This is a genomic window from Streptomyces sp. RLA012, assembly GCF_056270325.1.
The window spans coordinates 9,644,815-9,668,917 of the sequence record NZ_JBWDPA010000002.1; the positions used below are offsets into that span (position 1 = coordinate 9,644,815).

Sequence of the window (24,103 nt, forward strand, 5' to 3'; positions counted from 1 at the left end):
ACGGTCACTCGCCGCGCAACGCCTCCATGACCGGAGCGAACACCTCCATGTTCGGCTCCAGAACCGTCAGATACGAGAACCCGTAGCGCTCCCGCTGGGCCCGTACCTGCTCGACGATCTGATCCAGCGTTCCCACCAGGACGATCGGCAGCTCCAGTACCTCGTCCTCGGGCAGCTGCGGAATGCGGGGCAGCCACGGCTGAATCGCGGCGCCGCGATCGTCGGTGACGACGACGATCTGGATCAGCACATTGAACTCGGCGGGCTCCTTGCGTCCCTCGGCCAGCTCCCGGTACCGGCCGACGCGTTCGTCCAGTTCCGCGGCCGTGAGCGGCTTCAGCCTGCCGTCCGGCCCGGTGCGCGCCCCGGTGAACGCCGCGATGTCCGCGTGTTCGGCGGTGAGCCGCAGCATCCGGTCGCCGTTGGCGCCGATCAGCAGCGGCACGCGAGGCCGGGAGTGGGGGAGCTCGTCCGAGCCGAGGAGGCGGTCCAACTCCTCGACCGTACGCCGGAGATGGTCGACCCGCTCACCCGCCGAACCCCAGGGAAGGCCCGCCGCGTCGTGTTCCGCCCGGACGTATCCGGTACCGAGCCCGAGTTCGAGGCGGCCGCCCGTCAACGCGTCCGTGGTGGCCACCTCGCGGGCCAGCAGGGTGGGATTCCAGAAGCCCGCGTTGAGCACGAAGGTGCCGAGCCGCGGCCGTTCGGTGACGTCGGCCGCGGCCACCAGCGCGGGGAAGGGGGCGGGCATGCCGAGGTGGTCGGGGACCAGGATCACGTCGTAGCCCAGTTCCTCGGCCCGGCGGCACTTCGCGCGCCACTCGTCACCGGGCGCTGGATCCAGCATGCTGACGCCGAAACGGAAAGGGCGGACGGGAGGCAGGGGCGTCGGCACGAACTCTCCTCGGTCACGGGGGTGTTCACAGGTGCGTCCACAGGCGATGCACGCTCAGTGGGCGAAACGCTCAGTGGGCGAAAGCCGAAACGCTCAGCGGGTGAAGGGGGGTGAAGGGGGGGAGGGGCGGACGCGAGTACATCACTCGTGCGCGATCGCCGCCAGTACGTTCATCCGCGACGCGCGCAGCGCCGGCAGCAGCGCCGCCACGATGCCCACGACCGCCGAACCCACCACCACCGCCACGATGGTGGTCCAGGGGACGGCGAGCGCCTTCATGCCCTGGAGCGCGAGGACCCGCTGGGCGCACACGCCCCAGACCAGCCCCAGCGCGAGACCGAGGACGGCGCCGAACACGGCGATCACCACCGCCTCCAGCCGGATCATCCGGCGCAGTTGGCGCCGGGCGAGCCCGATGGCGCGCAACAGCCCGATCTCGCGGGTGCGTTCGACGACCGACAGGGCGAGGGTGTTCACCACACCGAGCACCGCGATGACGATGGCGAGTCCGAGCAGTGCGTACACGAGGTAGAGCAGCACGGCGATCTGATCGTGAACCAGTTTCTTGTAGTCCGCCCGGTCGCGGACCTGCACCTGCGGATACGGCTTGAGCGTCTGCTCCAGACGCGTGCGCAACTGGTCGGCGTTCGTGCCGGGGGCCGCGTTCACATACAGCGCCGAGTCCTGCCCGCCGGGCACGTACTTCTCGATCGTGCCGAAGCCGAAGTACAGGCCGCCCTGCATCCCGAAGCCCTGGACGGCGTCCTGACCCGTCAGCGCCGCCACCGTCAGCTCGGCCCTGCGTCCGGCGGGGAATTCGACGGGGATCGTGCTGCCGACCCGCACGCCGTGCTCCCGTGCGAACTTCGCGGCCATGGCGAGGTGCCCGTCGCCGAGCGCCGCCGCGGTGTCCCCCTGGTCGTACGCGATGTGGGCGACGTCGTCGAGCCGCGGATCGTAGGCCGATGCGGTCGTCTCGATCCGCTTGCCGTCCGGCAGCCGCACCGCGACCGGTGTGAACCGCTGGCGGACGACGAGCCCGGCGCCCGCGGTCCCCCGCACCTTGTCCGTGATCTCCGGAGTGAACGGCACGAAGTTGCTGTTCTGGACGATGAAGTCGGCCCCCAGCGTCTTGTCGATCTGCTGGTCGAAGGACTTGCTCATGGAGGCGCTGGCCACGGACATCCCGCCGACCAGCGCGAGGCCCACCATCAGCGCGGCCGCGGTGGCCCCCGTGCGCCGTGGATTGCGCAGCGCGTTGCGCTGGCTCATCCGGCCGACCGACCCGAACAGGGCGGGGAAGGCTCCGCCCAGCACCCGGATCACCGGTCGTACCAGCAGCGGACCCGCGATCACCGTCGCGACGAGGGTCAGCACGATCCCGAGTCCCAGCAGGGAGGCGGACGACGAGGTCTTCGACGCCGCCGCGCACCCGGCGAGCGCGGCGGCACCGGCCGCGCCCACGACCGAGCCCACCACGGCGCGTACCCGCAACGGCCTTCCCACCCCGGCGACTTCGGCGTCCGCGAGGGCCGCCATCGGGGAGACGACGGCCGCGCGCCTGGCGGGCAGATACGCCGCCACGAACGTGACGCCGACCCCGACGACGTACGAGGCGACGGGGGTCGCCCACCCGATCACCATCTCGGTGGACTTGAGGTTCATCCCGAACGCCGTCATGAGCTGGATCAGTCCGACGGCGAGCCCGATCCCCGCGGCGAGACCGAGCGTCGAGCCGACCAGGCCGAGCAGCAGCGCCTCGGTGAGCACGGAGCGGCGCACCTGCCGCCGGTCGGCGCCGAGCGCGCGCAGCAGGCCCAGCTCGCGGGTGCGCTGGGCGATGAGCATGGAGAAGGTGTTGACGATCAGGAAGACGCCCACCAGCACGGCGATTCCGGCGAAGCCGAGCATCACGTACTTGATGACGTCCAGGAATCCGCCGAGTCGGGCGGCGGAGTCCTTGGCCTGCTCGTCGGCCGTCTTCACGTCGTAGGTCTTCGTGCCGAGCGCGGCGGCGACGCGCTGCTTGAGCTGCGCGTTGTCGACTCCCCGTGCCGCGTCCACCGAGATGCTGGTGGCGGCCTCCGTGCTGCCGAGCAGCTTCGTCTGCGCGGTCGGGGTGTCGAGGAAGACCAGTGCGGCACCGGGGTTGGTGGTGGTGAAGGTGGCGATACCGACGATCCGCACCTTGAACGTGCCCGGCTGCGCCTGCACCGACAGGGTGTCGCCGACGCGGACATGCTTCTTCTTGGCGGTGTCCGCGTCCAGGAGCGCCTCGCCGTCCCCCTTCGGCTCGTGGCCCGAGGTCAGCTTCACCGGACTGCGCTCGGTGAGCTGCCAGTTGGTGACGATGGTGGGCGCACCCGTTGTCGGTCCGACCGATTTGTCCTCGCTGTCGACGACCGTGGCGTTCTCGACACCCGCGTCCACATGGGTGGCCGCCACGCCGTCGACCTTCGCCAGTCGGTCCGCGAGCGCGGCGGGCAGCGTCGGGGTGGCGCCGGTGGGAATCTGTGCGTCGAGGTCGTTCCTGGGCGACACGGTCACATCGGCCGCCGTGGAGGCGAAGAGTCGGTCGAAGGTACGGGTGACGGTGTCCGAGAAGATCAGGCTGCCCGCCACGAAGGCCACGGACAGCACCACGGCCAGCGCCGACAGGAGCAGCCGTCCCTTGTGCGCGAGGAAGCTCCGCAGGGTCGCCTTCAGCACGGCAGCCTCAGTCCTTTCCTCGGTCCTTGTCGAGCGGGTCCCGGGTTACGTCGTCGGAGGCGCCCTCAGGGGCCGGGGCACCGGGCGCATCCCCGCCGGCGAAGGGCGCTCGCCCCATGTCGAACCGCTTCATGCGCTCCAGCACCGCCTCCGCGGTCGGCCGCTGCATCTCGTGCACGATCCGCCCGTCCCCGAGGAAGAGCACCAGGTCGGAGTGGGCGGCCGCGCCCGGATCGTGTGTGACCATGACGACGGTCTGGCCCAGTTCGTCGACCGCCCCGCGCAGGAAGCCGAGGACCTCCAGCCCCGCGCGGGAGTCGAGGTTGCCGGTCGGCTCGTCCGCGAAGATCAGCTCGGGGCGGGAGGCGAGCGCCCGTGCGCACGCGACGCGCTGCTGCTGTCCGCCGGAGAGCTGCGAGGGCCGGTGCTTCAGCCGGTCCCGCAGCCCGAGTGTGTCGATGACCTGGTCCAGCCACTTCCGGTCGGGTTTCTGGCCCGCGATGTCCATGGGCAGGGTGATGTTCTCGGCCGCGTTCAGCGTCGGTATCAGATTGAACGACTGGAACATGAACCCGATCCGGTCCCGGCGCAGCCGGGTCAGTTCGCGGTCCTTCAGCCCCGTGATCTCGGTGTCGCCGAGCCACACCTGTCCGGCGGAAACGGTGTCGAGCCCCGCCAGACAGTGCATCAACGTCGATTTCCCGGAGCCCGACGGGCCCATGACGGCGGTGAAGCGACCGCGTGCGATGTCCACGTCGACCGAGTCCAGGGCGAGGACGGTCGTCTCGCCGGATCCGTACGCCTTCGTCAGACCGCGGGCGCGGGCGGCGATCCCGTCGGCGTCCTCTCGTCCGACGGCGTGCTCCACAGCGGGTGTCGACAAGACCGCCTCCTAGGCGATGGACGTCCTGACTTCTGTGTCCCGGCCGAGCGTAGTGTGATGCCGCCCACACTCGATACCCGATATCCACACGAGGTCTCGGTCCCGGGGATCCGCCCTTGCGGGTGCTAGCACATCGGCGCTAGCTTCGAGGTATGGCGAAGACTCAGCTGAACGTACGGGTGGACGAGGGCACGGCCCGGGCCGCCCGGGAGCGGGCCCTGGCACGCGGCATGAGCGTGAACCGCTACATCGAGGAACTGGTCAGACAGGACACCGGGGAAGTGGGCCACACCTTCGTCGATGCCGCCGCCGACTTCATGAAGCAGTACGAGAACGTCTTCGCCGAGGAATTCGGCCCGGACCGGGAGGGCCCGCGCGAACGGCCGCGCGACGACAGGCGAGACGGCTCGCGCGAAGGTCGTCGCTGATCCCTTGAGCGGTCTCAGAGTCGACCTCGCCTGGCTTCTCATGATCGCCGAACAGAAGACGCCGGGAGACCCCCAGGTCACCGACTGGGGCGCCCTCGTCGCCGCCGTCAGCCGGCACGAGGCGGAGATATTCGGCGTCCCCGTCTACGACAGCCCGTACGCCCGCGCCGCCGCGCTGCTCCAGCTCCTGCTGCACGTCCCGGCGCTCGAACGCTCCAACGCCATGTTCGCCTCGGCCGTCGCATACGCCTATCTCGTCGCCAGCGGCCTCAAGGTCGTCACCTCACCCGAGCAGGTGCGCGACCTCGCCCGCCTGGTGAAGGGCGGCGAGGCGACCGTGCACGAGATCGCGCGGGAACTGCGGCAGTGGAGTCTGTGACTACTCCTCGGGCTGTGCGGCCGCCGTGGGGGTCTCGGGGGTCTCCCTGAGCCCCGGACGCCACGCGGTGCCCAGCACGCAGTACGAGGTGGGCAGGCGCGGCCCCTTCTCCGGCATCAGCACGCGCCGGTACGGGCCGAGTTCGAAGCCGGCGTCGCGCAGCGCGCCGACCGGGTCGCGGGCCAGATGGCAGCCGCCGTTCAGCCGTGGCCACACCGTGCGGTCCAGGCCGCGCTGGGCGTACCCCATCACGCGCCCGCCGCCCCTGCCGTGCTCGAAGAACCGCACGGTGCCACCGGGCCGCAGCACACGCCGCAGTTCGGCGAGGGCCCGCGGCACATCGCGCACGCTGCACAGCACCAGCGAGAGCACCGCCCCGTCGAACGCCTCGCTCTTGACCGGCAGCGCCTCCGCCGCGCCCGGCGCCACGTCGACCGGTACCTCGGAGCGCAGTGCCGCCTCCACGGCCAACTGCCGCAGCAGGCGCTCGGGTTCGATGGCGACGACCTCGGAGACGGTGCCCGGATAGTGCGCGAAGTTCAGACCGTTGCCCGCGCCGATCTCGATGACCCGACCCGACAGCCCGGCGAGCAGCCGGTCGCGTACGCCGCCCATACCCAGCCGGGTCTCGGCGGTCACGCTGAGGCGGGCGTAGTAGCGGGCGAACAGCGGATGGTGCACGGCGTCCCGCGACACCGTGCCGGAGCCGGCTGACCTGAGCGGCATGACGGACCTCCCGGGAGGACGGGACCTTACCGAGATTGTCCCCCAGGACGTCCCTCACACGCTCAACGCTGCTGTCGGCCCTGTCGGCCCTGTCGGCCCTGTCGGTCCTGTCGGTCCTGTCGGTCCTGTCGGTTCTGTCGGTCCGGGCGTCAGGCGATGAAGGCGCGCACCTGCTCGTAGACGCCGTAGTCGTTGTTCATGTCGGTGTGCGAGATGCAGCCGACCTCCACATTGGTGGCACCGCTCAGGATCGCGCTGGTGTCCGGGGTGAGCAGCTCGTCGCAGTTCGACCAGTAGCTGGCGTACGCGACACTGCCCGGCGTCTCGTCGCCGGAGTTCAGCGCGGTCAAGAACGAGCTGCCGGTGTACATCTCGGCGCACGAGGTGTACAGCCATGTGCACCACCCGGCGACGGTGGTCCCGTGGTTCACCCCGGCGGTGGACACGAAGTCGTCGACGTACGAGGTCCCGCCGAGGTTCTTGAGGTAGTAGCGCGCGCTCATCGCGCCCATGGAGTGGACGACCAGGTCGACCTTCGACGCGCCGGTCTGCGCGAGGACCGTCTTGACCTCGGTGGAGAGCTGCTGGGCCGTGGTCACGTTCGACTGACCCCAGTCGTAGGACCACGCGAACAGCTCGGAGCCGGAGTAGCCGTCGGCCTTGAAGTCGGCGATCCAGTCGTTCCAGCTGCTCGCCGAACTGCTGAGCCCGTGCACGAAGATCACGGGGTTGTGGGTGGCGGCCTGGGCGGGGGCCGCGGAGAGGGAGAGCGACACGAGGAGTGCTGCGGCCACGGCCGAGAAGAACGTCGCGATGCGACGCATGCGGCGTTTCATGGTGCCTCCAGATGCGGGTGGGGTTGTCTGGAGTGTCAGGCGGGGTCTACGCGCGCCGCATCGGCGAAATCGCCGGTCTTTACGGGGCAGTTAACTCGCCAGTAACGTCATTCGTGTGGTGACCTCGGTGAACCCCCCGCCTCTCCCGCCCGCTTCGCCACCGCAGCTCAGCCCCGCGGGGCGACGCCTCGACCTCCCACAGCCCGAACACGACCCCCCACAGCGCGAACAGGACCCCCCACGGCCCGAACACGACCCCGCGCAGCCGGGGCTCGGTCCTTCCCTTCCCGAAGGCGTACGCGTGCGGGTTCTGCGTGCCGCGCACGGCGACCGACGCGCCGCCGCGGAACTCGCCTCGGTCCTGACCGAACGGCAACTGACCGGTCTCGACCCGCTTCCGGCCCGGCCGCCGGCGCTTCTGCGGGCCTACCGTCAGGAGGTCCGGGCCCTGCCCGACGCCACCCGGCTGCTCCTGCTCCTCGCGGCGGCCGACCAACACCCCGTCGACACCCACGCCTTCCTGCGCGCCGTCACCGCGGCCCGGCTCGACACCCGGCCCCTCGTGGTGGGCGAGGCGGCCGGACTCGCCCACGCCACGGCGGACGGAATCGTCTTCCGCGATCCCTGGACCCGGACAGCGGTGTACGAGACCGCCTCCGTGACCGACCGACGTGCGGTCCACCAGCTGCTCGCCCGGGTGCTGCGCGGCGAGGGCGAGTCGCCCCGGCGGTCCTGGCACCGGGGCGCCGCCGCACTCGGTCCCAGCCGACGCCTCGCCGCCGAACTTCGCACGGCGGCGTGCGCGGCGCGCGACGCGGGCGAGCACACCCTGGCCTGCGCCCTCGCCGAACGCGCCGCCGCGCTCTCCCCCGAGCCGCGCGAGCGGGCCCAGTTGCTCGGCAGAGCCGCCGCCGACGCCTGGCGGTCCGGCGACGCCGACCGGGCTCGCCGCCTCGTCGCGTCCACCGACGACGACGCGCTGAGCGGACTGCTGGCGCTCCGTGCGGGCAACGCGACGGACGCCTTCGACGCACTGCTGGCGGCCGCGGTGCGGTACGCGGGAGCCGCGGAACAGTCCAACGGTTCCACCGTGCGGTCCAACGGCTCCACCACGCCGTCCGACAACTGCGCGGCGTCGGACGGCCGTCCCGGCTCCGGCGGCCCTGACGCCTCCGGTGACCGAGCCGCCGCCGGCCACCTCCTCGCCCGCGCCACCGAAGCCGCCATCTACACCGGCGACCTGCGCCGCTGCCGGGAGGCCGCGAGCGTCGCCGACCGACTCGGCATCACACCACCCGGCACACTGGGCGGGCTGGCCGCGGCCTTCGAGGGCCGGTACGACGACGCGCGGGACGTGCTCAAGGCAGCGGCCGGGCGCTGCGGGCCCGGGGGCGACCCCACCCTGCTGATCCACTCCGGGATCGCCGCACTGATGCTCGGCGACCACACTGCGACCGCCACCGCGACCGTCCGCGCCGCCGCCTCCGCCCGGGCCGCGGGAGACGCGGTCACTGTGCCGCAGGCCATGGGTGCGCCGTGAGGCGCAGTGGTTCGAGTGGGGGTGAGAGGCCTTCGCCGCTGATCCCGTCGCAGCGGGACGGTGGAGCTGGGGGCAGCCTGAGCCGGGTGGTGCCGGGGAGGGTGGGAGCAGCCCTGACAACGCCGGGACGTGCCAGTACTGCCAGATGGTGCGGGTCCGGCTAGCGGGACGGAGAGGAGTACGCGAGGAACCGGCGTGTGACACCCCCTTGATGCGGCACCGGCTCGAACCTGGTGGATCTGGGCCGGGGGCGGCGCGCACCCGTCGAGCGTGTGGGCGGGGAACTCCTGAGGCGGTGGGCATGAGCTGCCAGGGAGGCTGCGAGGAAGGACTGCGGCGTACTCGCAGCGATGCCGCAGGGGCATAGTCGGGCTCCTACTTCGACGAGCGAATCACTGTGAACACGGGAACCGTTCCGGGTCTGCCCTCAGCCCGCGTATCCAGCGCGGGGGTTGGGGCTGGGCTCACCGACCGCCGATCGGCCTGGGACGGGGCGGAGCCGCCGTAGTACTCCGAGCCGGGGAAAGCCCGCGCGCATGGGGAAGGGCGGCAGCGGTTTCGAGAAGGACTGGAGACTGTAATGCCGGAAGATGCACTGCTGAACGGCGGCGCTCTGCGTCCGGGACCTGGCGGGTCGTGGACGTGGGTATCGGGGATGCAGACCAAGCTTCACCGTTGGGCGGCGGCCGATCCGGGCCGCCGGTTCGATGACTTGTTCAACTTCGTGTACGACCCGGCCACGTTGATCATGGCGTTCGTCCGGGTCGCGGGCAATCAGGGGGCCAACACTCCCGGCGTCGACGGCCTGACGGCCGTTGAGGTCGAGGAGGAGATCGGGGTCCCCGGTTTCCTGGATGATCTGCGGGCCGCCCTCAAGGACGGCTCGTTCCGGCCGCTGCCGGTGCGGGAACGAAAGATCCCCAAGCCGGGTGGGTCGGGAAAGGTCCGCAAGCTGGGCATTCCCACGCTTGCCGACCGGGTCGTCCAAGCAGCGCTGAAACTGGTGCTGGAACCCATCTTTGAGGCCGACTTCGTGCCGGTCTCTTACGGATTCCGGCCCCGGCGCAGGCCGCACGACGCGATCGCCGAGATCCACCACTTCGGCACCCGGGGCTACCGGTGGGTGCTGGACGCGGACATCGAGGCGGCCTTCGACAACCTTTCGCACTCCTTCGTCATGGACCGAGTGCGGACACGCGTCAAGGACAAGCGCGTGCTGGCCCTGGTCAAGGCGTTCCTCAAGGCCGGTGTGCTCACCGAACTCGGTGAGCAGCGCAACACCCATACCGGCACACCCCAGGGCGGCATCCTGTCGCCGTTGATCTTTAACATCGCGCTGTCCGCGCTCGACGAGCACGTGATGGCGCCGTGGAAGGACGGCGGGACGATGTCCACCCGGGGAAAGCGAACCTACCGGCACTCCCGTGGCCGGCCGACGTGGCGGATCATCCGTTATGCCGACGACTTCGTGATCTTGGTGCATGGTTCGCGTGAGGACACCGAAGCGCTGCGCGAAGACGTCGCCCGTGTGCTGGCCACCATGGGGCTGCGGCTGTCACCAGCCAAAACCCAGGTGGTCCACATGAGTGACGGGTTCAGCTTCCTCGGCTTCCGTATCCGGTGGAAACGCAAGAGGGGGACGAACAAGTGGTACGTCTACACCTTCATCGATGCCCGGCCCGTCCGGACGTTGAAGGCGAAGATCCGTGCCCTGACGCACAAGACATCGCAGTGGGACCTCGCATCGACCCTGACCCGGCTGGGCCAGATCATGCGAGGCTGGGCCAACTACTTCAAACATGCCGTGGCGAAACGGACCTTCAGCAAACTGGACGACTTCACGTTCTGGAGACTCGCCCACCTGCTGAGAGCCCGCCACGGCTGGAGCTGGGGACAACTCCGCCGCCATCTGACCGCCGCCACCGGGCGCTGGCGGATCGCAGCGGACGGGATTGAGTTCTTCCGGATCGAGAAGGTGGCGGTCACCCGCTACACCTACCGGGGCAACAAGATCCCAACCCCTTGGCCTGCCACTGCCTGACGGCTGACACCGTGGAGAGCCCGTTACCGAGAGATCGGTACGGCGGGTTCGGCGAGCGGTCCGGGGAAACGGACCGGGAGCAATCCCGGCACCGCGCCCCGGGCCGACTCAACAGTTCCGGGCGTACGCGGACTTCTGGACCGGGCGCCCGCGGGCCGCCGAGGCCGCCATCCTCGACGCACTGCGCCAGGCGTACGCCACCGGCCAGGACAACGGGGCCTGTCATCTGCAGGCCGCCCTCGCGATGTTCGCGGCGGTCACCGGCGACGAGGACGTCTGCCGGGAGCGCGCCGAGTCCGCCCGCTCCTACGCCCTCGCCCGCGGACTCGGGCTCCCCGCCGCACTGGCCCTGTTCGCGCTCGCCTTCCTCGACCTGAGCACCGGCCGCTGCGCCGCCTCCGCGGCCCGGCTGCGCGCCCTCGCCGGATTCGGCCCCGGGCACGGGCACCGGGCCATCCGCCATCTCGCCACCCCGCACTATGTGGAGGCCGCCGTCCGCACCGGCGACACCCGGGTGGCGCGGGCCGCCCACGCCGACTACGACCACTGGGCGCGTACCGTCCGCAGCCCCGACGACCTGGCCCTCAGCGCCCGCTGCCGGGCACTGCTCGCCTCCGGCGCGGAGGCCGTCGAGCACTACCGCACCGCCCTCGATCTGCATGCCTCGGGCACCCGTGACTTCGAACGTGCCCGTACGGAGCTGCTGTTCGGCGGAGCGCTACGGCGACTGCGGCACCGTACGGAGGCCCGCGACCGGCTGCACAGCGCCCTCGAAGCGTTCGAACACTTCGGTTCGCCGCAGTGCGCCGCCGCGGCGCGGGCCGAACTCCGTGTCCTGGGTGAGCCCGTCTCGCCCGCGCGGGGCGCCGACGACCTCGTCGCCCGGCTCACCGCGCAGCAGTTGGTGGTCGCGCGGATGGCGGCCGACGGTGCCACCAACCGGGAGATCGCGTCGCGGTTGTTGCTCAGTCCGCGGACCATTGACCACCATCTGCGCGGGGTTTTCACGCGGTTGGGGATCCGGTCGCGGATCGAGCTGGTCCGGTTGCTGGGTGAGGGGTGAGGGGTGAGGGGTGAGGGGTGAGGGGTGAGGGGGCGGTTCTTCGGCTGCGGGCCGGCTGGTGGGGGTTGAGCGCGCAGTTCCCCGCGCCCCCGGGCCCCTTACCGGGTGCTCAGACCCCCTGCGCCAAAGTGAAGGCGCCGCCGTCCCAGGTGCCGCCCAGCTGAGCGGCCAGCCAGCCGGGCGCCTTCGCACGGAAGTCGGTGACCGGGTGGGCCCCTGCCCCCGCGGGCAGCGCTCCCAGCAGTGGGGCTTCGGCCACGACCGGCAGGTCCCCGAGGTTGCAACGCGACGCCAGGTCGGGCGAGTCGGGCCAGCTGCCGATGACGATCCCCGTCAGGTCCAGCCCCCGGCGCCGGAGTTCACGGGACGTCAGCTCCGTCGTGTTGAGCGTGCCGAGGCCCGCCGACGCGACGACCAGTACCGGCGCCTCCAGCAGCCTCGCCGCGTCCGCCAGCGTGCCGCCCTCCTCGTCGAACCGTACGAGCAGACCGCCCGCCCCCTCGACCAGCACCAGATCGTGCTCCGTGGCCAGCTCGGCCGCGGCCTCGGCCACCTCCCGCGGGCGCACGGGGGCCAGCCCCGCCCGCCGCGCGGCCGTCGCGGGGGCCAGTGGCTCGGGATAGCGGGCGAGTTCGAGCGTGGTCACGGCGCCCGCCAGCCGGGCCACCTCGTCGGCGTCCCCGCGCTCGCCAGGACGTACCCCCGTCTGCGCGGGCTTGAGGACGGCCACGGACCGTCCGGCGGCGAGAGCCGCGGCGGCGACGGCCGCCGTCGTGACCGTCTTGCCGACCTCCGTGCCCGTCCCCGTGACCACCAGAACGTCCATGTCATCCCTCCCGCGCCGCCGCGCACACCGCGCGCGCGATCCGTGCCACGTCCGCGTCACCCGTGACGTACGGCGGCATCGTGTAGACGAGGTCGCGGAACGGCCGCAGCCAGACGCCCTCGCGGACGGCGGCCGCGGTCGCCGCCCCCATGTCCACCTCGTGGTCGAGCTGGACGACGCCGATCGCCCCCAGGACCCGTACGTCCCGGACACCCGGCAGTTCGGCGGCGGGTGCCAGCCCGTCCCGCAGGCCCGTCTCGATCCGCTTGACCTCGGTCTGCCAGTCCTGCCCCAGCAACAGGTCGATCGAGGCGCAGGCCACCGCGGCGGCGAGCGGGTTGCCCATGAAGGTCGGGCCGTGGGCGAGGACCGGAACCTCGCCGCGCGAGATGCCCTCGGCCACCCGCGCCGTGCACAGCGTGGCCGCCATCGTCATGTAGCCGCCGGTCAGGGCCTTGCCCACGCACATCACGTCCGGCGTGACCCCCGCGTGTTCCGCCGCGAAGAGCGTGCCCGTACGGCCGAAGCCGGTCGCGATCTCGTCGAGGACCAGCAGCACGTCATGGGCGTCGCACGCCTCCCGCAGCACCCGCAGATACGCGGGGGAGTGGAACCGCATCCCGCCCGCGCCCTGGACCACCGGCTCCACGATCACGGCGGCGAGTTCATCGGCGTGCCGCCCGATCAGCTCGCGCAGATGATCGGCGTACGACTCCTCGTACGCGACCGGTGGCGCGTCCGCGAACACCTGGCGCGGGAGCACGCCCTGCCACAGCTCGTGCATCCCGCCCTCGGGATCGCACACCGACATCGGCTGCCAGGTGTCCCCGTGATAGCCGCCGCGCCAGGTCAGCAGCCGCTGCTTGCCGGGGCGCCCGAGCGAGCGCCAGTGCTGGAGGCACATCTTGACGGCGACCTCGACCGAGACCGAGCCGGAGTCGGCGAGGAAGACATGCTCCAGCCCCTCGGGCGTGATGTCGACAAGACGCTTCGCCAGCCGCACGGCGGGCTCGTGCGTGAGCCCGCCGAACATGACGTGACTCATGCGCTCCAGCTGCCCGCGCGCCGCGTCGTTCAGCACCGGGTGGTTGTAGCCGTGGATGGCCGACCACCAGGACGACATCCCGTCGACCAGCTCGCCCGAGCCGTCCGCCATCCGCAGCCGCACCCCGCTCGCCGACTCCACGACGAGCGGTTCCTGCCGGCCCGGCATGGGCCCGTACGGATGCCAGACGTGCCGCCGGTCCAGCTCCAGCAGTTCCCGTACGGACAGGTCAGGCATTGGGCGCGAGATCCGTTCCGGCACCTCGGCGGCGTACGGCGACCAGATCCGTGCGCGCTTCGGAGGGCTGCTCCGCCGTGGCCCGGTCACGGGCCGGACCGCAGACCCCGCCGCCCTCGTGCGAGCCGCAGCCGGCCTCCGCGTGCGAGCCGCAGCTCCCGCCCGCCGTCACCCGGTGCTCCGGCAGCGTCACCTCGCCCGCGCCCTCCACCTCGAACCCGGCGTCCGCGATCATCTCCAGGTCGGCCTTGCCGGCCTGGCCCTCGCTGGTGAGGTAGTCGCCGAGGAAGATCGAGTTGGCCAGGTGCAGGGCGAGCGGCTGCATCGTGCGCAGATGGACCTCGCGGCCGCCCGCGATACGGACCTCGGCGTCCGGGCAGACGAAACGGACCATCGCCAGGATGCGCAGGCACCGCTGCGGGGTGAGGTTCCACTCCTTGGCGAGCGGGGTGCCCTCGAAGGGAATCAGGAAGTTCACCGGAATGGAGTCCGGATCGAGCGCGCGCAGCGCGTGGACGACGTCGACGAGGTCCTCGTCCGACTCGCCCATTCCGGCGATCAGCCCCGAGCAGGCGGACAGACCGGCCGCGTGCGCCTTCTGGACCGTGGCCACCCGATCGGCGTACGTGTGCGTGGTCGTGATGTCCCCGTACGTCCCCTCGGACGTGTTCAGGTTGTGGTTGTAGGCGTCCGCGCCCGCCTCGCGCAGCCGCTCGGCCTGGCCCTCGGAGAGCAGGCCCAGACAGGCGCACACCTCGACGCCCTCGTTCTGGTCCTTGATCGCCTTGATGGTGTCGGAGACCCGGTCCACGTCACGGTCCGTCGGACCGCGGCCGCTGGCCACCAGGCAGACCCGCTTGGCGCCCCCGGCCAGCCCGGCGGCCGCGGCCTGCGAGGCCTGATCGGGCTTGAGCCAGGTGTACTTGAGGATGTCGGCCTTGGAGCCGAGCCGCTGCGAGCAGTACGAGCAGTCCTCGGGGCACAGACCGGACTTCAGGTTGACGAGATAGTTGAGCTTCACTCGACGCCCGAACCAGTGCCGGCGGACTTTCCCGGCCGCGGCCACCACGTCGAGCACGTCGTCGTCGGACGTGGCCAGCACGGCCAGCGCCTCGTCACGGGTCGGCAGCTCGCGCCGAAGCCCCTTGTCCACCAGCGTGTTCAGCAGGTCCATGAGGCCCGATCCTGACGTATACGAGCCGCTGCGGCCAAGGAGAGTTTGCACAACAGAGACGGTTCGACGTGTGGGGTATGTAACACGACCACCCCAGTACGTAGGGTCCACAGAGAGCACGGAAGACCAGGTCAGAGGCCAAGAGTCCGGATCTCACCGCCGATTTGGTGAGAGACATGAGCGAGACGCAAGGGCCAGTGGATCAGTATGGAGGGTTCCTACAACACCCCCGAATGGGCTGTTCCCTCAAGCGCCGTGCGTAACTTGGTGCGGGCTGTTCTGGAAGCTCTCGACATCCCCACCCTGCGATCGTAGGGGACCGGGAGGCGCACGACCGGATCTTGAGCGAACGGGCCACGCATGCGGCAATCACGCTCCGCAGCACGCTGGACGGGTGCCCCCTCGAAATCAAGTGGACAACCGGATATCTGCGAGAACGGCTTGCTGAGCATCCCGCTACCGGATACGGCCGGTGGGCTGGTCGGTAGCCACAGAGGCTCTGTACGGCCCTCTGAGACGCAAAGGAACCCCAGCGTTGTCCGCTGGGGTTCCTGTCTGTGTGAAGCCCCATCAGGGGCTCTCTAGGCCCTTAGGCCCCGGTAGGGCGTTATGTCGTGCCTGCTGAGCACAGATGGTTGGAGCGTCGTTCGTCGTACGGCATTCCCCTACTGCTGTTGCCGGGTGGCGGGGTCGTCGATCTCGTTAGCTGCCGCGAGATGTCCGTGTTGCTGGTAGGGCATTTCGTCCGGGTGCTTGTCAAGCCTGGTGCGCCGCCACGCTGCGTCGAAGGACAGGTTGCCGTGGCTGGCCCGTGCCAGCTGCCACGCCCGCCAGCTGGTCCAGGGCGACAGCAGCCATCGCCAAAATGACGTGCTCACCGGCCCACCACGCCTTCGAGGCCGAGGCGGATAGCCGCCGCTCTGCTCATGACGCACCCCCCGTTTCCGCTGCGGCGTGACCATTCACCAAGGCTTGTGCTTTCGCGGAGTGGTGCGGCCGCTGGGCGCTGTCCATTCCTGCGGCCATAAGGGTGTAGAGCATGCGTTTCTGGGTGTGGTCAGGGAAGCTGGCGAGGAATTCACGCAGCACTTCGACGGCCTCGTACTCGACGCTCCGCTCGTTCTCGGGGCGATGCCGGGTGAATACCTCCGCGACCGTGCCCACCGTGGCGGCGAAATCCGGGAGTTGGGACCAATCGGCGTTGTCCCGCTTGATCCATCGCACCAACAGGGCTGCGGGGTGCGTCAGTTCCGCGCCAAGTGCATCGGTCTTCTGCTGTCGCAGTATGTCGCTCACGGACTGCCGCCTCTGAGCGGCCAACAGCGCAGCCACTGCGGCGCGGTCGTCCGGCAGCAGCTCGAGTGTGAGTTCAGCCGTGAACTCGACGGGAGGGTCTGTGGGGAGCCGACGCAGTCCGGCGAGGTGCTGGCCGCAGACGTCCCGCGCCGAGGCGAGGTCGCCCGGGTCTCACGTCTTCGAGACCTCGTTCGCAGTTTCCCTGAGCGTGGTGCGCACTGCCCCTGTGATCTCATCGACGGAGCTGGGGTAGGGCGGCTCGGTGAGCACTGTGGCTGTGATCCGGGCGGTGAAGCCGATCCCCGGACAGGCGCTGCGTAGCCGGACCTCGAAGCGGGTCAGGCGCCGCCGTACCGCTTTGCGCGCACGGCGGCGCGCCCATCGTGTAGAGGTCATCGATCAGAACTCCGCCGAGGCGTGCTCGTGCCCGGATACGAGGGACGACAGCGCCGGCGGCAGCCGGAGATTCTTGCGCAGGTCGATGACGGCCTCACCGTCGGCCACCCCCGGCTCACCGAAGATGAGGGCCGAGACCGGAGAAGCAACCAGGTGCCCCAGGATGATTTGGTTGAGGAAATCTGTCAGCAGCTCGGTTGGCATGTCCGCTGCCTTCCGGGCCTCGGCCCAGGCCGTCAGCAGCTGCCGGCACTCGGCCTCGACCCGGGTGTCGGCCAGGGCAGCGTTCCAGCCGTCCAGCAGCGCTTCCCTGACCTCGCGCTGCTGCTCGGCCGCTGTCAGCATGACCTGCACGGACGAGGGTGGTGTCCAGGACGTCGCGGGTGCCCCATGCCGAGGAGAATTTCGCGCCGTCCAGGGATGGCCGGAGCTGGCGGGGGTCAGGTGCTCGGCGGGCGGCGTCGGGGCGCAGCAGTACCGTGCGGCCGATGGGGCGGAGGCGGCCGGTCGGGTCGTGGCGGCCGAGGGTGAGAAGCCGGCCCTGGCCCCACGACACACAGCTCACCGCACTCGACCCGTGGTGGAACCCACCCTGGCGGGCCTCCTGGAACCACAGCTACCACCAAGCCCACACCCACCACACCGCCGGCCGCCCATTCCCCGGCACCACCACCAAGTGGATCCGCACCCAGCAACGCGCCTGGAACCAGCTCCACCCCCACCAACAACACCGCCTGGCCACCCTCGGCGTCCACGAACCCGCACCCCTGATCCGCTACAACAGCCGCCCGGTAGGCCCCGGCTAACAGTGAGAAAGCCTGATCACCGGCCGTCGAGGAATTGCGGTCACGCACACTCCTCGGTCGCGGAAGAATCCTCGTGTGACTGACGACGCACGGCTCGACGCCGGGACCCGGGAACTGCTTCAAGCGGTGTATGCCCTGATGAAACAGCGAGGTGACTGGCCCACTTTCACCGCAGTGGACCTGTGGGTCGACAGACATCTGGGTATCGAGGACGCGCAGGCCGCGCTTCTCGCCGTTCCTGACGCGTACCTGTTCCGCCCCTGGCAGGCGCATGGCTTCTCCAGCAACGACGCGGTCCGGCTGACCCTTCGAGGAGTCACCGCATGCGATGGCGGACCAGACGACCTGCAACTCCTTGAGCGGTTCGTGGCCTGGACAGTGGACCTCGAACGCAGCGATACCAGCCCGGCCGATACCCCGCTCGTCTCCAGCAGCAAGGCCTTCACCGAACACGAGGGCCTGCGCATCGACAGCCCCAACGACATCGACGAACCCCCCGCGGCAGGCACGCCCACAGCGTCTGGCGAGGCCGCGATTTCGTCCTCCGAAGCCTCTCCGGATATGGCAGAAGGGGCGATTTCACCGGAGGTAGAAGCCACGCGGGGACAGGTAGCGCGCATCCGGGTCCTCGTCGATCTGCTCCCAGGGTTCTGGAGTGGCAGCGGCTGGGCGTCCAGGAGTCCCTGGCTGTGGCAGCTCACCGTAGATCGGCCGCGCCTGCGGCCGTACCGGCACGTGCACGGTGTGGACGGACTCTTGGAATACGCCGAGACGGCCGAGCGCGAGCGCGCAGGAGCGGCATCGGCGCTACTGCACAGACTCACCGACGCCCAGCCCCTGGCCCACGCCGAAGGGCCGGCAGGGTTCACCGAGGAGCAGACAACGCCGGTCCAGGATCACGGCTTGGACGTGCTGCTCAGTTTGCTGCGCGAGGAGATCGTGGACTCCTGCCAGGCGCCGCTGCGCGCCGACTTGTACGACGAAGCCGTCTTCGCCGCCTTCCGACGCTTGGAAGACGAGGTCCAGCAACGGTCGGGCAACTCGGCAATCGGGGACGTGCTGATCAAGGCCGCCTTTAAGGAGAAGCAGAACCCGATCCGGATCTCCGACCGCGACGGCGACATGGACCGCATGGTCCAGCTGTTCGCGGGCGCCATCGGACTGAGGTGCCCCGAGGTTTCCGGACAGAGACCCAATAGGATCTCTGTTCAAAGGAAACGAGGTAACTGTGGCACCACCCAGCAAGTACTCACCGGAGTTCCGCGAGGAAGCCGTCCAGGTCGCGCTGAGGTCGAGTAAGACCGTCACCGAGGTTGCTCGGGAGCTCGGCCTCAATTCGGAAACCCTTCGCGGCTGGGTGAAGAAGCATCAGATGCAGCAGGAGCCTTCGGCTGATGCGGAACTGACCGTAAATGAGCGCGCACGCCTGAAGGAACTTGAACGGCGGAACCGCGAGCTGGAGATGGAAAACAGTTTCCTGAAAAAAGCCGCAGCGTACTTCGCGAAGGATCACCGATAAGTGACAAGTTCGAGTTCATCGATCAGACGAGACTCGACACAGCGGAGTACGCATTCCCTGTAGATTTCATGTGCACCAAGCTCGACGTCTCCCGCTCCGGCTACTACGAATGGCGCAACAGGCCGGAATCCGCCACGGCTGTCCGTCGGGAAGAACTCAAGGTCATTATCGAGAAGATATTCGAGGACTCCGACAGCACCTACGGCTACCGGCGCGTGCACGCGCAGCTGCGCCGCTGGGACGTGCAGGCCGGGCTGGAGCTCGTCCGCCAGGTCATGCGGGAGCTGGGCCTGGTGCCCTGCCAGCCCAAGCCCAAGCGTTTCAGCCTGACCAAGGCCGACATGCCGTTCCCCGTGCCCGACTTGGTCGGCCGCAACTTCACCGCAGAACGGCCAGGAGAAAAGATGGTCGGGGATATCACCTATATCCCTACCGGCGAAGGCTGGCTCTATCTGGCGACCGTCATCGACTGCTGCACAAAAGAAGTCATCGGGTACGCCATGGACGACCACTACCAAACGCCACTCATATCCCGAGCCATCAAGAACGCTGCGCGCAACCGAAAGCTCGCCAAGAAGGCCATATTCCACTCCGATCGAGGCAGCAACTACATGTCCGCCGAATATGGCAAGACTCTCGACCAGCTCAACCTCCGGCGCTCCGCCGGCCGGACCGGAATCTGCTACGACAACGCCATGGCTGAGTCTTTTTTCGGGGCCCTGAAGAACGAGCGGGTGAGTCGAATCACGTATAGCACGCGGGAGGAAGCCCGACAGGACATCACGAGGTACATTGAATTTTGGTACAATCGCATGCGACTTCACTCGGCAATCGGATACTTGACGCCACGTGAGGCATATCTCGAGCATCGCAACATGCGGCTCGCAGCGTAGATTTCAGGCGCACGGCAGCTGTCCGGAAAACGCGCGGCCCCTCAGACTTTTCAAAGGAGACCGTTCCCACAAGGACCGGCCGAGTCTGCCATGCGTGTCGCGTCGGGAATGCCTTCGGATCCTCGCCCACGCCAGTTCGCTACTGGACCTGCTCGACCGTGACCTCGACCGTGCGCCGGCGGTCCGCGGATACCAGCACGACCAGGGAGATCTCACGCTGTGGGTCGAGCGGACCGGATCCCGAGTCCAGGTCTGGCTGGACGAGACGGTGCCACTGACCACACGCAGCTTCCAGCCGGGCACCCTGGTCGTCGACGTCTCCGCCGTCTCCCCCGGCGAGCACCGCGTCCACCTTGTCGACGGAACACGCCACGGGCCGGCGCACCCTGTATGGCTGGTGCGCGATCCGCAACGCTCGACCTGGTACCGCATCACGGAAGTAGGCGTCCCTCTCTACAAGGACGCCCTCGGGCAACAACTGCTCGACGTCTCCGGGGTCCGGCTGGAAGTCCTGGAAGGAGGAGTCGCCAGTCAGCGCGTTGCGCCCACCCGCGAGATCTATCAGGTAGGCCACTACGTCGAATGGCACTCTGAATCGCCCCGGTTCGAATGGAGACTCGATTTCATGAAAGGATCGAGTCATGGCACGACCTTCCCGTTACCCGCTTGAGCTCCGCCGTCGTGCGGTGCGCATGGTCGCCGAGGTAGGCGACGACTACCCGAACGAGACGGCCGCCCTGCAGGCGGTGGCCGAGAAGCTCGGCATCGGCTCCCGCGAGACGCTGCGGAACTGGGTGAAGCAGCACGAGATCGATGCGGGGACACGTCCGGGGACGACGACGGAGGAGTCCGCCCAGCTCAAGGCGTTGAAGAAGGAGAACGCCGAACTCAAGCGGGCCAACGAGATCCTGAAGGCCGCGGCGAGTTTCTTCGCGGCCGAGCTCGACCGGCCACACACACGCTCGTAGCGTTCATCGACGAGCACCGGGACCGCTTCGGCGGCGTCGAGCCGATCTGCAGGACGCTCACCGAGCACGACTGCAGGATCGCCCCTTCTACCTACTACGCCCACCACAAACGTCGGAGCACGCCCTCGGCCAGGACCGTGCGGGATGCCGAACTGAAGAGACAGATCAGCGAGGTCTTCGAGGCCAACTACCACGTCTACGGGGCGAGGAAGATCTGGCGTGAGCTGAACCGGCAGGGCCGCCGCGTGGCCCGCTGCACCGTCGAACGCCTGATGCGCGAACTCGGCATCGCTGGGGCGGTCCGTGGTAAACGCGTGATCACCACGCTGCCCGGCGGGCAGGCCGAACGGGCGCCGGACCTGCTGGACCGCGACTTCGTCGCTGCCGCCCCGAACCGCTGCTGGGTCGCGGACTTCACCCACGTGAAGACCTGGGCCGGTGTCGTCTACGTCGCCTTCGTCGTGGACACGTTCTCCCGCCGGATCGTCGGCTGGTCCGCGGCCACTGTGAAGGAAACGGTCTTCGTCCTGGACGCCCTTGAGATGGCCGTGTGGCAACGTGACCGCGACCAACTCCCGGTTCAGCCAGGCGAGTTGATCCACCACTCGGATGCCGGGTCGCAATATACGAGTTTCCGGCTCGCCGAGCATCTGGACGCCGCCGGCATCGCCGCCTCGATCGGATCGGTCGGCGACGCCTACGACAATGCCCTGATGGAGAGCACGATCGGCCTGTACAAGACCGAGCTGATCAAGCCCCAACGGCCCTGGAAGTCGCTCTCCCGGGTCGAGTTGGCCACCGCAGAGTGGGTCGACTGGTACAACCACCGCCGACTCCACGGTGAGATAGGGCACGTTCCGCCCGTTGAGTACGAAGCCAACCACTACATGGAATCCACGAAACCCCAGGTCACAACCATAATCTGAGATCTCTATCGAACCCGGGGCGATTCAGCGTCGGGCCTGAGTAGGGTCGGGACTGGCGCGGTGGCTGTCGCTCCGTTTCCAGTCCCCGCCGCTTCAAGCGAAGTGCATGCAATTCTCCCGCACCGAGATCGCGCCGGACCGCTCCGGTCAGCCACTTGACCTGCCTTCGTTCCCGGACACCGGGTGAGGCGGCCCGATCTGACGCCGGGCGGAACGGCACCGTGCGGGCGGCGCGGAGCCGGCACGGCTCCCTGGTCAGGCGTCCCTCGAAACGAGCCGAACCCTATGGGGTTTGTTGCCTTGGCGGCGGCCGTAGGGTGGGACCGTGGATGAGCGGCTTGTAGCGCAGGTACAGCAACTGGACCAGCAGGGTCGGTCGGCGAAGGCGATCGCGAGGACGCTGGGGGTGGGCGTCAGGGATGTCGTCGGGGTGCTCAACGGCGCTGTGCAGGTCTCGGTGTCGGGCCGTGGCGAGCCGCGTTGCTGGGTGAACGCCGGCTGGAGCCGCAGTGTGGATCTTGAGGGTACGTCGCAGTGGACGGGCCTTGACCCGGGGGCTTCCGACGCCGAGGAGGTACGCGGCCTTGTCGCCGTGCTCGTCGCCGCGGACAGCGCGCGCTCCGCGAAGGCCCAGGTTGCCGGGTTCCTGCTGGATGTGTGGTGTCTGGGGGTGAAGAACGCGCTGCCTCCGGAGCCGATGACCCCGAGTCAGCTGGCTGCGCACCGGCACGCCTACTTCAGCGCCTTCGAGGGGCATGTACAGGTTCCCGCCGAGCTTGCCCGTGCCCTGGTGTTCGGTGCGGCCGGCTACGCCCGCGAGCTCGGGTTCGCTCCCGAGGCGGACTTCGATGCCGCCGCTGTTGTGCTTGGTGAGCCAGCCGGCCCCAGCCCGATCCGCTTCGGTCGTGATGGCAAGCCGTTCTACGTCAACGGCCCCTACGACGATCCCGAGGCGATCGTGCGGACCTTGCGGCACGCCGTCGGCGACGACGGCTTCCACTACACCCTCGCCTTCCCCGAGTAGCCGCGGCGGCGTCGGCTATTTCGGGCGCGCCGGTAACTGTCCGGGGCGCGTGAGCCGGCAGACGATCACCCCGGCGGGTGACGGGCCGGCTGGTTCGGGCTGTCCGCAGGCCGGACGGCGGCAGCATCAGCGGTGTGGCGACCACGCCGGGGAGGGGATCCGCCGATGCTTCCGAGTCCGCCGGTACCGGCGTCCTTGCTGGCCGTGTTGGAGACGCTGCGTGTGTTCACCGCGCCGAGCTTCGAGACCTTCACCGCGATGGTGACCGGGTTGGTCGCGCAGACCGGGGCCGGCACGGTGACCGGGATGCTGACGGGGGCGGGTCTGGCCCGCGCTTGGCCGCACGACCGGGCCCACTCCTTCTTCTCCCGGGCGAGCTGGAACGTTGAGATCCTGGGGATCGCGCTGGCGCACCTGATCGTGAGGACGTTGCTGCCACACGGCGCGGCGGTGACGGTCGCGGTGGACGACACGCTGTTCAAGCGGCGCGGGAAGAAGGTGTTCGGTGCCGCGTGGCAGCACGACGGCGCGGCGGCCGGTGCCAAGCCGGTCGGGCGGGGGACGTGTTTCGTGGTGGTCGGGATCGTCGTGGAGCTGCCGTTCCTCACCCGGCCGGTGTGCCTGCCCGTGGCAGCCCGGCTGTGGCGGCCGAAGACCGGGCCGTCGAAGGTCGAACTCGCCGCGTCGATGGTCCAGTTGCTGGCCGTGTGCCTGGACCGGCGACTGCATGTCGTGGCTGACGCCGCCTATCACGGCAAAGCCTTGCGCCACCTGCCCGAGGCGATCACCCTCACCACCCGGCTGCCGGCCAACGCCGTGCTGTTCGACCTCGCGCCACCGCCGACCGGCAGACGCGGCCGCCCCCGACTCAAAGGCGCCCGGCTGGGCACGCCCGCCGACCTCGCGGCGACCGCGACCTTCACGACCGCGCGGGTCAAGCGCTATGACCGCACCGACCAGGTGCGGATCGCCGAGGTCCGGTGCCTGTGGTACGGCTCCTTCCATACCCAGACCGTCCGCGTGATCCTGATCCACGACGACGGCACGGACACCGGCTACGACCTGGCCCTGGTCACCACCGACCCCGACACGCCGGCCACCGAGCTGATCACCAGATACGCCTGGCGGTGGTCTATCGAGGTCACCTTCGCCGAGGCCCGCGCCCTGCTCGGCGTCGGGCAGGCCCGCAGCCGCACCGAGAACGCGGTGCGTCGCACCGTCCCGTTCGGCCTGTACTGCTACTCGATCACCGTCGTCTGGTACGCGCTGCACGGCCACCGCCCGAACGACGCCGCCGACCGCCGCGAGCAGGCCCCCTGGTACACCACCAAGGCCGACCCGGCCTTCGCCGACATGCTCGCCAAGCTCCGCCGTGTGATCATCGCCGCCCGATTTCTCCCCGCTGCCACAGGCCAGCTGACCGACGCCGAAATCCGGACCGTCCAGCAAGCCTGGGCCCAAGCAGGACTCACCCACGCAGCATGATCACAACA

21 protein-coding genes and 2 pseudogenes are annotated in these 24,103 nt (G+C 69.4%); 12 read left to right on the forward strand and 11 right to left on the reverse strand.

All coding sequences use genetic code 11. From position 1 onward, the window contains the following. Positions 1–4: 4 nt before the first annotated feature. The 3 genes from RV986_RS43780 to RV986_RS43790 all read right to left on the reverse strand — a co-directional run bounded on the left by RV986_RS43780 (position 5) and on the right by RV986_RS43790 (position 4,487). Positions 5–883 (reverse strand): LLM class F420-dependent oxidoreductase, encoded by an 879-nt coding sequence (locus tag RV986_RS43780; RefSeq protein WP_475924651.1) that lies wholly within the window; start codon positions 881–883, stop codon positions 5–7. 153 nt (positions 884–1,036) lie between these two features. Next, positions 1,037–3,604, reverse strand: a complete 2,568-nt coding sequence (locus RV986_RS43785; protein WP_475922696.1) for an ABC transporter permease — start codon at positions 3,602–3,604, stop codon at positions 1,037–1,039. A 7-nt stretch (positions 3,605–3,611) separates the two neighbouring features. After that, on the reverse strand, positions 3,612–4,487 hold the full coding sequence (locus tag RV986_RS43790; protein WP_475922697.1) for an ABC transporter ATP-binding protein: 876 nt from the start codon (positions 4,485–4,487) through the stop codon (positions 3,612–3,614). 152 nt (positions 4,488–4,639) lie between these two features. Here RV986_RS43790 and RV986_RS43795 point away from each other — a divergent pair, with 152 nt between their 5' ends. After that, complete coding sequence (locus RV986_RS43795; RefSeq protein WP_475922698.1) at positions 4,640–4,915, forward strand: toxin-antitoxin system HicB family antitoxin; 276 nt, start codon at positions 4,640–4,642, stop codon at positions 4,913–4,915. Between the two features lie 4 nt (positions 4,916–4,919). Next, complete coding sequence (locus RV986_RS43800; protein ID WP_475922699.1) at positions 4,920–5,294, forward strand: fic family toxin-antitoxin system, toxin component; 375 nt, start codon at positions 4,920–4,922, stop codon at positions 5,292–5,294. Here RV986_RS43800 and RV986_RS43805 read toward each other — a convergent pair whose 3' ends face one another. Beyond that, positions 5,295–6,020, reverse strand: a complete 726-nt coding sequence (locus RV986_RS43805) for a class I SAM-dependent methyltransferase (RefSeq protein WP_475922700.1) — start codon at positions 6,018–6,020, stop codon at positions 5,295–5,297. Between the two features lie 149 nt (positions 6,021–6,169). Then, positions 6,170–6,856, reverse strand: a complete 687-nt coding sequence (locus RV986_RS43810) for an esterase/lipase family protein (RefSeq protein WP_475922701.1) — start codon at positions 6,854–6,856, stop codon at positions 6,170–6,172. Positions 6,857–6,971: 115 nt separating this feature from the next. On the opposite strand from RV986_RS43810, the pseudogene RV986_RS43815 reads away from it, so the two are divergent. The 3 genes and pseudogenes from RV986_RS43815 to RV986_RS43825 all read left to right on the forward strand — a co-directional run. Beyond that, a pseudogene (locus RV986_RS43815) lies at positions 6,972–8,384 on the forward strand (LuxR family transcriptional regulator); the annotation flags it as partial. A gap of 667 nt (positions 8,385–9,051) precedes the next feature. Next, on the forward strand, positions 9,052–10,437 hold the full coding sequence (gene ltrA, locus RV986_RS43820; RefSeq protein WP_475917391.1) for a group II intron reverse transcriptase/maturase: 1,386 nt from the start codon (positions 9,052–9,054) through the stop codon (positions 10,435–10,437). 112 nt (positions 10,438–10,549) lie between these two features. Continuing rightward, positions 10,550–11,500: pseudogene (locus tag RV986_RS43825) on the forward strand (LuxR C-terminal-related transcriptional regulator); the annotation flags it as partial. Between the two features lie 109 nt (positions 11,501–11,609). Here RV986_RS43825 and bioD read toward each other — a convergent pair. The 6 genes from bioD to RV986_RS43855 all read right to left on the reverse strand — a co-directional run bounded on the left by bioD (position 11,610) and on the right by RV986_RS43855 (position 16,819). Continuing rightward, complete coding sequence (gene bioD, locus RV986_RS43830) at positions 11,610–12,326, reverse strand: dethiobiotin synthase (RefSeq protein WP_475922702.1); 717 nt, start codon at positions 12,324–12,326, stop codon at positions 11,610–11,612. 1 nt (position 12,327) lies between these two features. Next, positions 12,328–13,608, reverse strand: coding sequence for an adenosylmethionine--8-amino-7-oxononanoate transaminase (locus RV986_RS43835; RefSeq protein ID WP_475922703.1), 1,281 nt, complete (start codon positions 13,606–13,608; stop codon positions 12,328–12,330). Then, positions 13,601–14,782 (reverse strand): biotin synthase BioB, encoded by a 1,182-nt coding sequence (gene bioB, locus RV986_RS43840; protein WP_475922704.1) that lies wholly within the window; start codon positions 14,780–14,782, stop codon positions 13,601–13,603. Before bioB ends, RV986_RS43835 begins: the two co-directional genes overlap by 8 nt. Positions 14,783–15,706: 924 nt before the next feature. Further along, entirely contained in the window at positions 15,707–16,078 is a 372-nt protein-coding gene (locus tag RV986_RS43845; RefSeq protein ID WP_475922705.1) for a hypothetical protein, read from the reverse strand. A 171-nt stretch (positions 16,079–16,249) separates the two neighbouring features. Further along, positions 16,250–16,474, reverse strand: coding sequence for a hypothetical protein (locus tag RV986_RS43850; RefSeq protein WP_475922706.1), 225 nt, complete (start codon positions 16,472–16,474; stop codon positions 16,250–16,252). A gap of 3 nt (positions 16,475–16,477) precedes the next feature. Then, the gene (locus RV986_RS43855) at positions 16,478–16,819 is read right to left on the reverse strand and encodes a hypothetical protein (RefSeq protein WP_475922707.1); all 342 of its coding nucleotides are present in this window, start codon (positions 16,817–16,819) and stop codon (positions 16,478–16,480) included. A gap of 182 nt (positions 16,820–17,001) precedes the next feature. Between RV986_RS43855 and RV986_RS43860 the strand changes: the two genes are divergently transcribed. From RV986_RS43860 to RV986_RS43890, 7 genes are all read left to right on the forward strand, one after another. Further along, positions 17,002–17,280, forward strand: a complete 279-nt coding sequence (locus tag RV986_RS43860) for a hypothetical protein (RefSeq protein WP_475922708.1) — start codon at positions 17,002–17,004, stop codon at positions 17,278–17,280. Positions 17,281–17,355: 75 nt separating this feature from the next. Beyond that, positions 17,356–18,579 (forward strand): TIGR02391 family protein, encoded by a 1,224-nt coding sequence (locus RV986_RS43865; RefSeq protein ID WP_475922709.1) that lies wholly within the window; start codon positions 17,356–17,358, stop codon positions 18,577–18,579. Beyond that, positions 18,509–19,692 (forward strand): IS3 family transposase gene (locus RV986_RS43870; protein ID WP_475915484.1). Its coding sequence is split into 2 segments (ribosomal slippage): positions 18,509–18,773 and positions 18,773–19,692, totalling 1,185 coding nucleotides; the frame shifts between segments, so codons are not numbered across the junction. Before RV986_RS43865 ends, RV986_RS43870 begins: the two co-directional genes overlap by 71 nt. Positions 19,693–19,786: 94 nt before the next feature. Then, the gene (locus tag RV986_RS43875) at positions 19,787–20,362 is read left to right on the forward strand and encodes a hypothetical protein (protein ID WP_475922710.1); all 576 of its coding nucleotides are present in this window, start codon (positions 19,787–19,789) and stop codon (positions 20,360–20,362) included. Beyond that, positions 20,334–21,586 (forward strand): IS3 family transposase gene (locus tag RV986_RS43880; RefSeq protein ID WP_475922711.1). Its coding sequence is split into 2 segments (ribosomal slippage): positions 20,334–20,616 and positions 20,616–21,586, totalling 1,254 coding nucleotides; the frame shifts between segments, so codons are not numbered across the junction. Before RV986_RS43875 ends, RV986_RS43880 begins: the two co-directional genes overlap by 29 nt. A 325-nt stretch (positions 21,587–21,911) precedes the next feature. After that, positions 21,912–22,610 (forward strand): hypothetical protein, encoded by a 699-nt coding sequence (locus RV986_RS43885; protein ID WP_266998003.1) that lies wholly within the window; start codon positions 21,912–21,914, stop codon positions 22,608–22,610. Positions 22,611–22,775: 165 nt separating this feature from the next. Beyond that, positions 22,776–24,095 (forward strand): IS701 family transposase, encoded by a 1,320-nt coding sequence (locus RV986_RS43890; protein WP_475922712.1) that lies wholly within the window; start codon positions 22,776–22,778, stop codon positions 24,093–24,095. Positions 24,096–24,103: the final 8 nt, after the last annotated feature.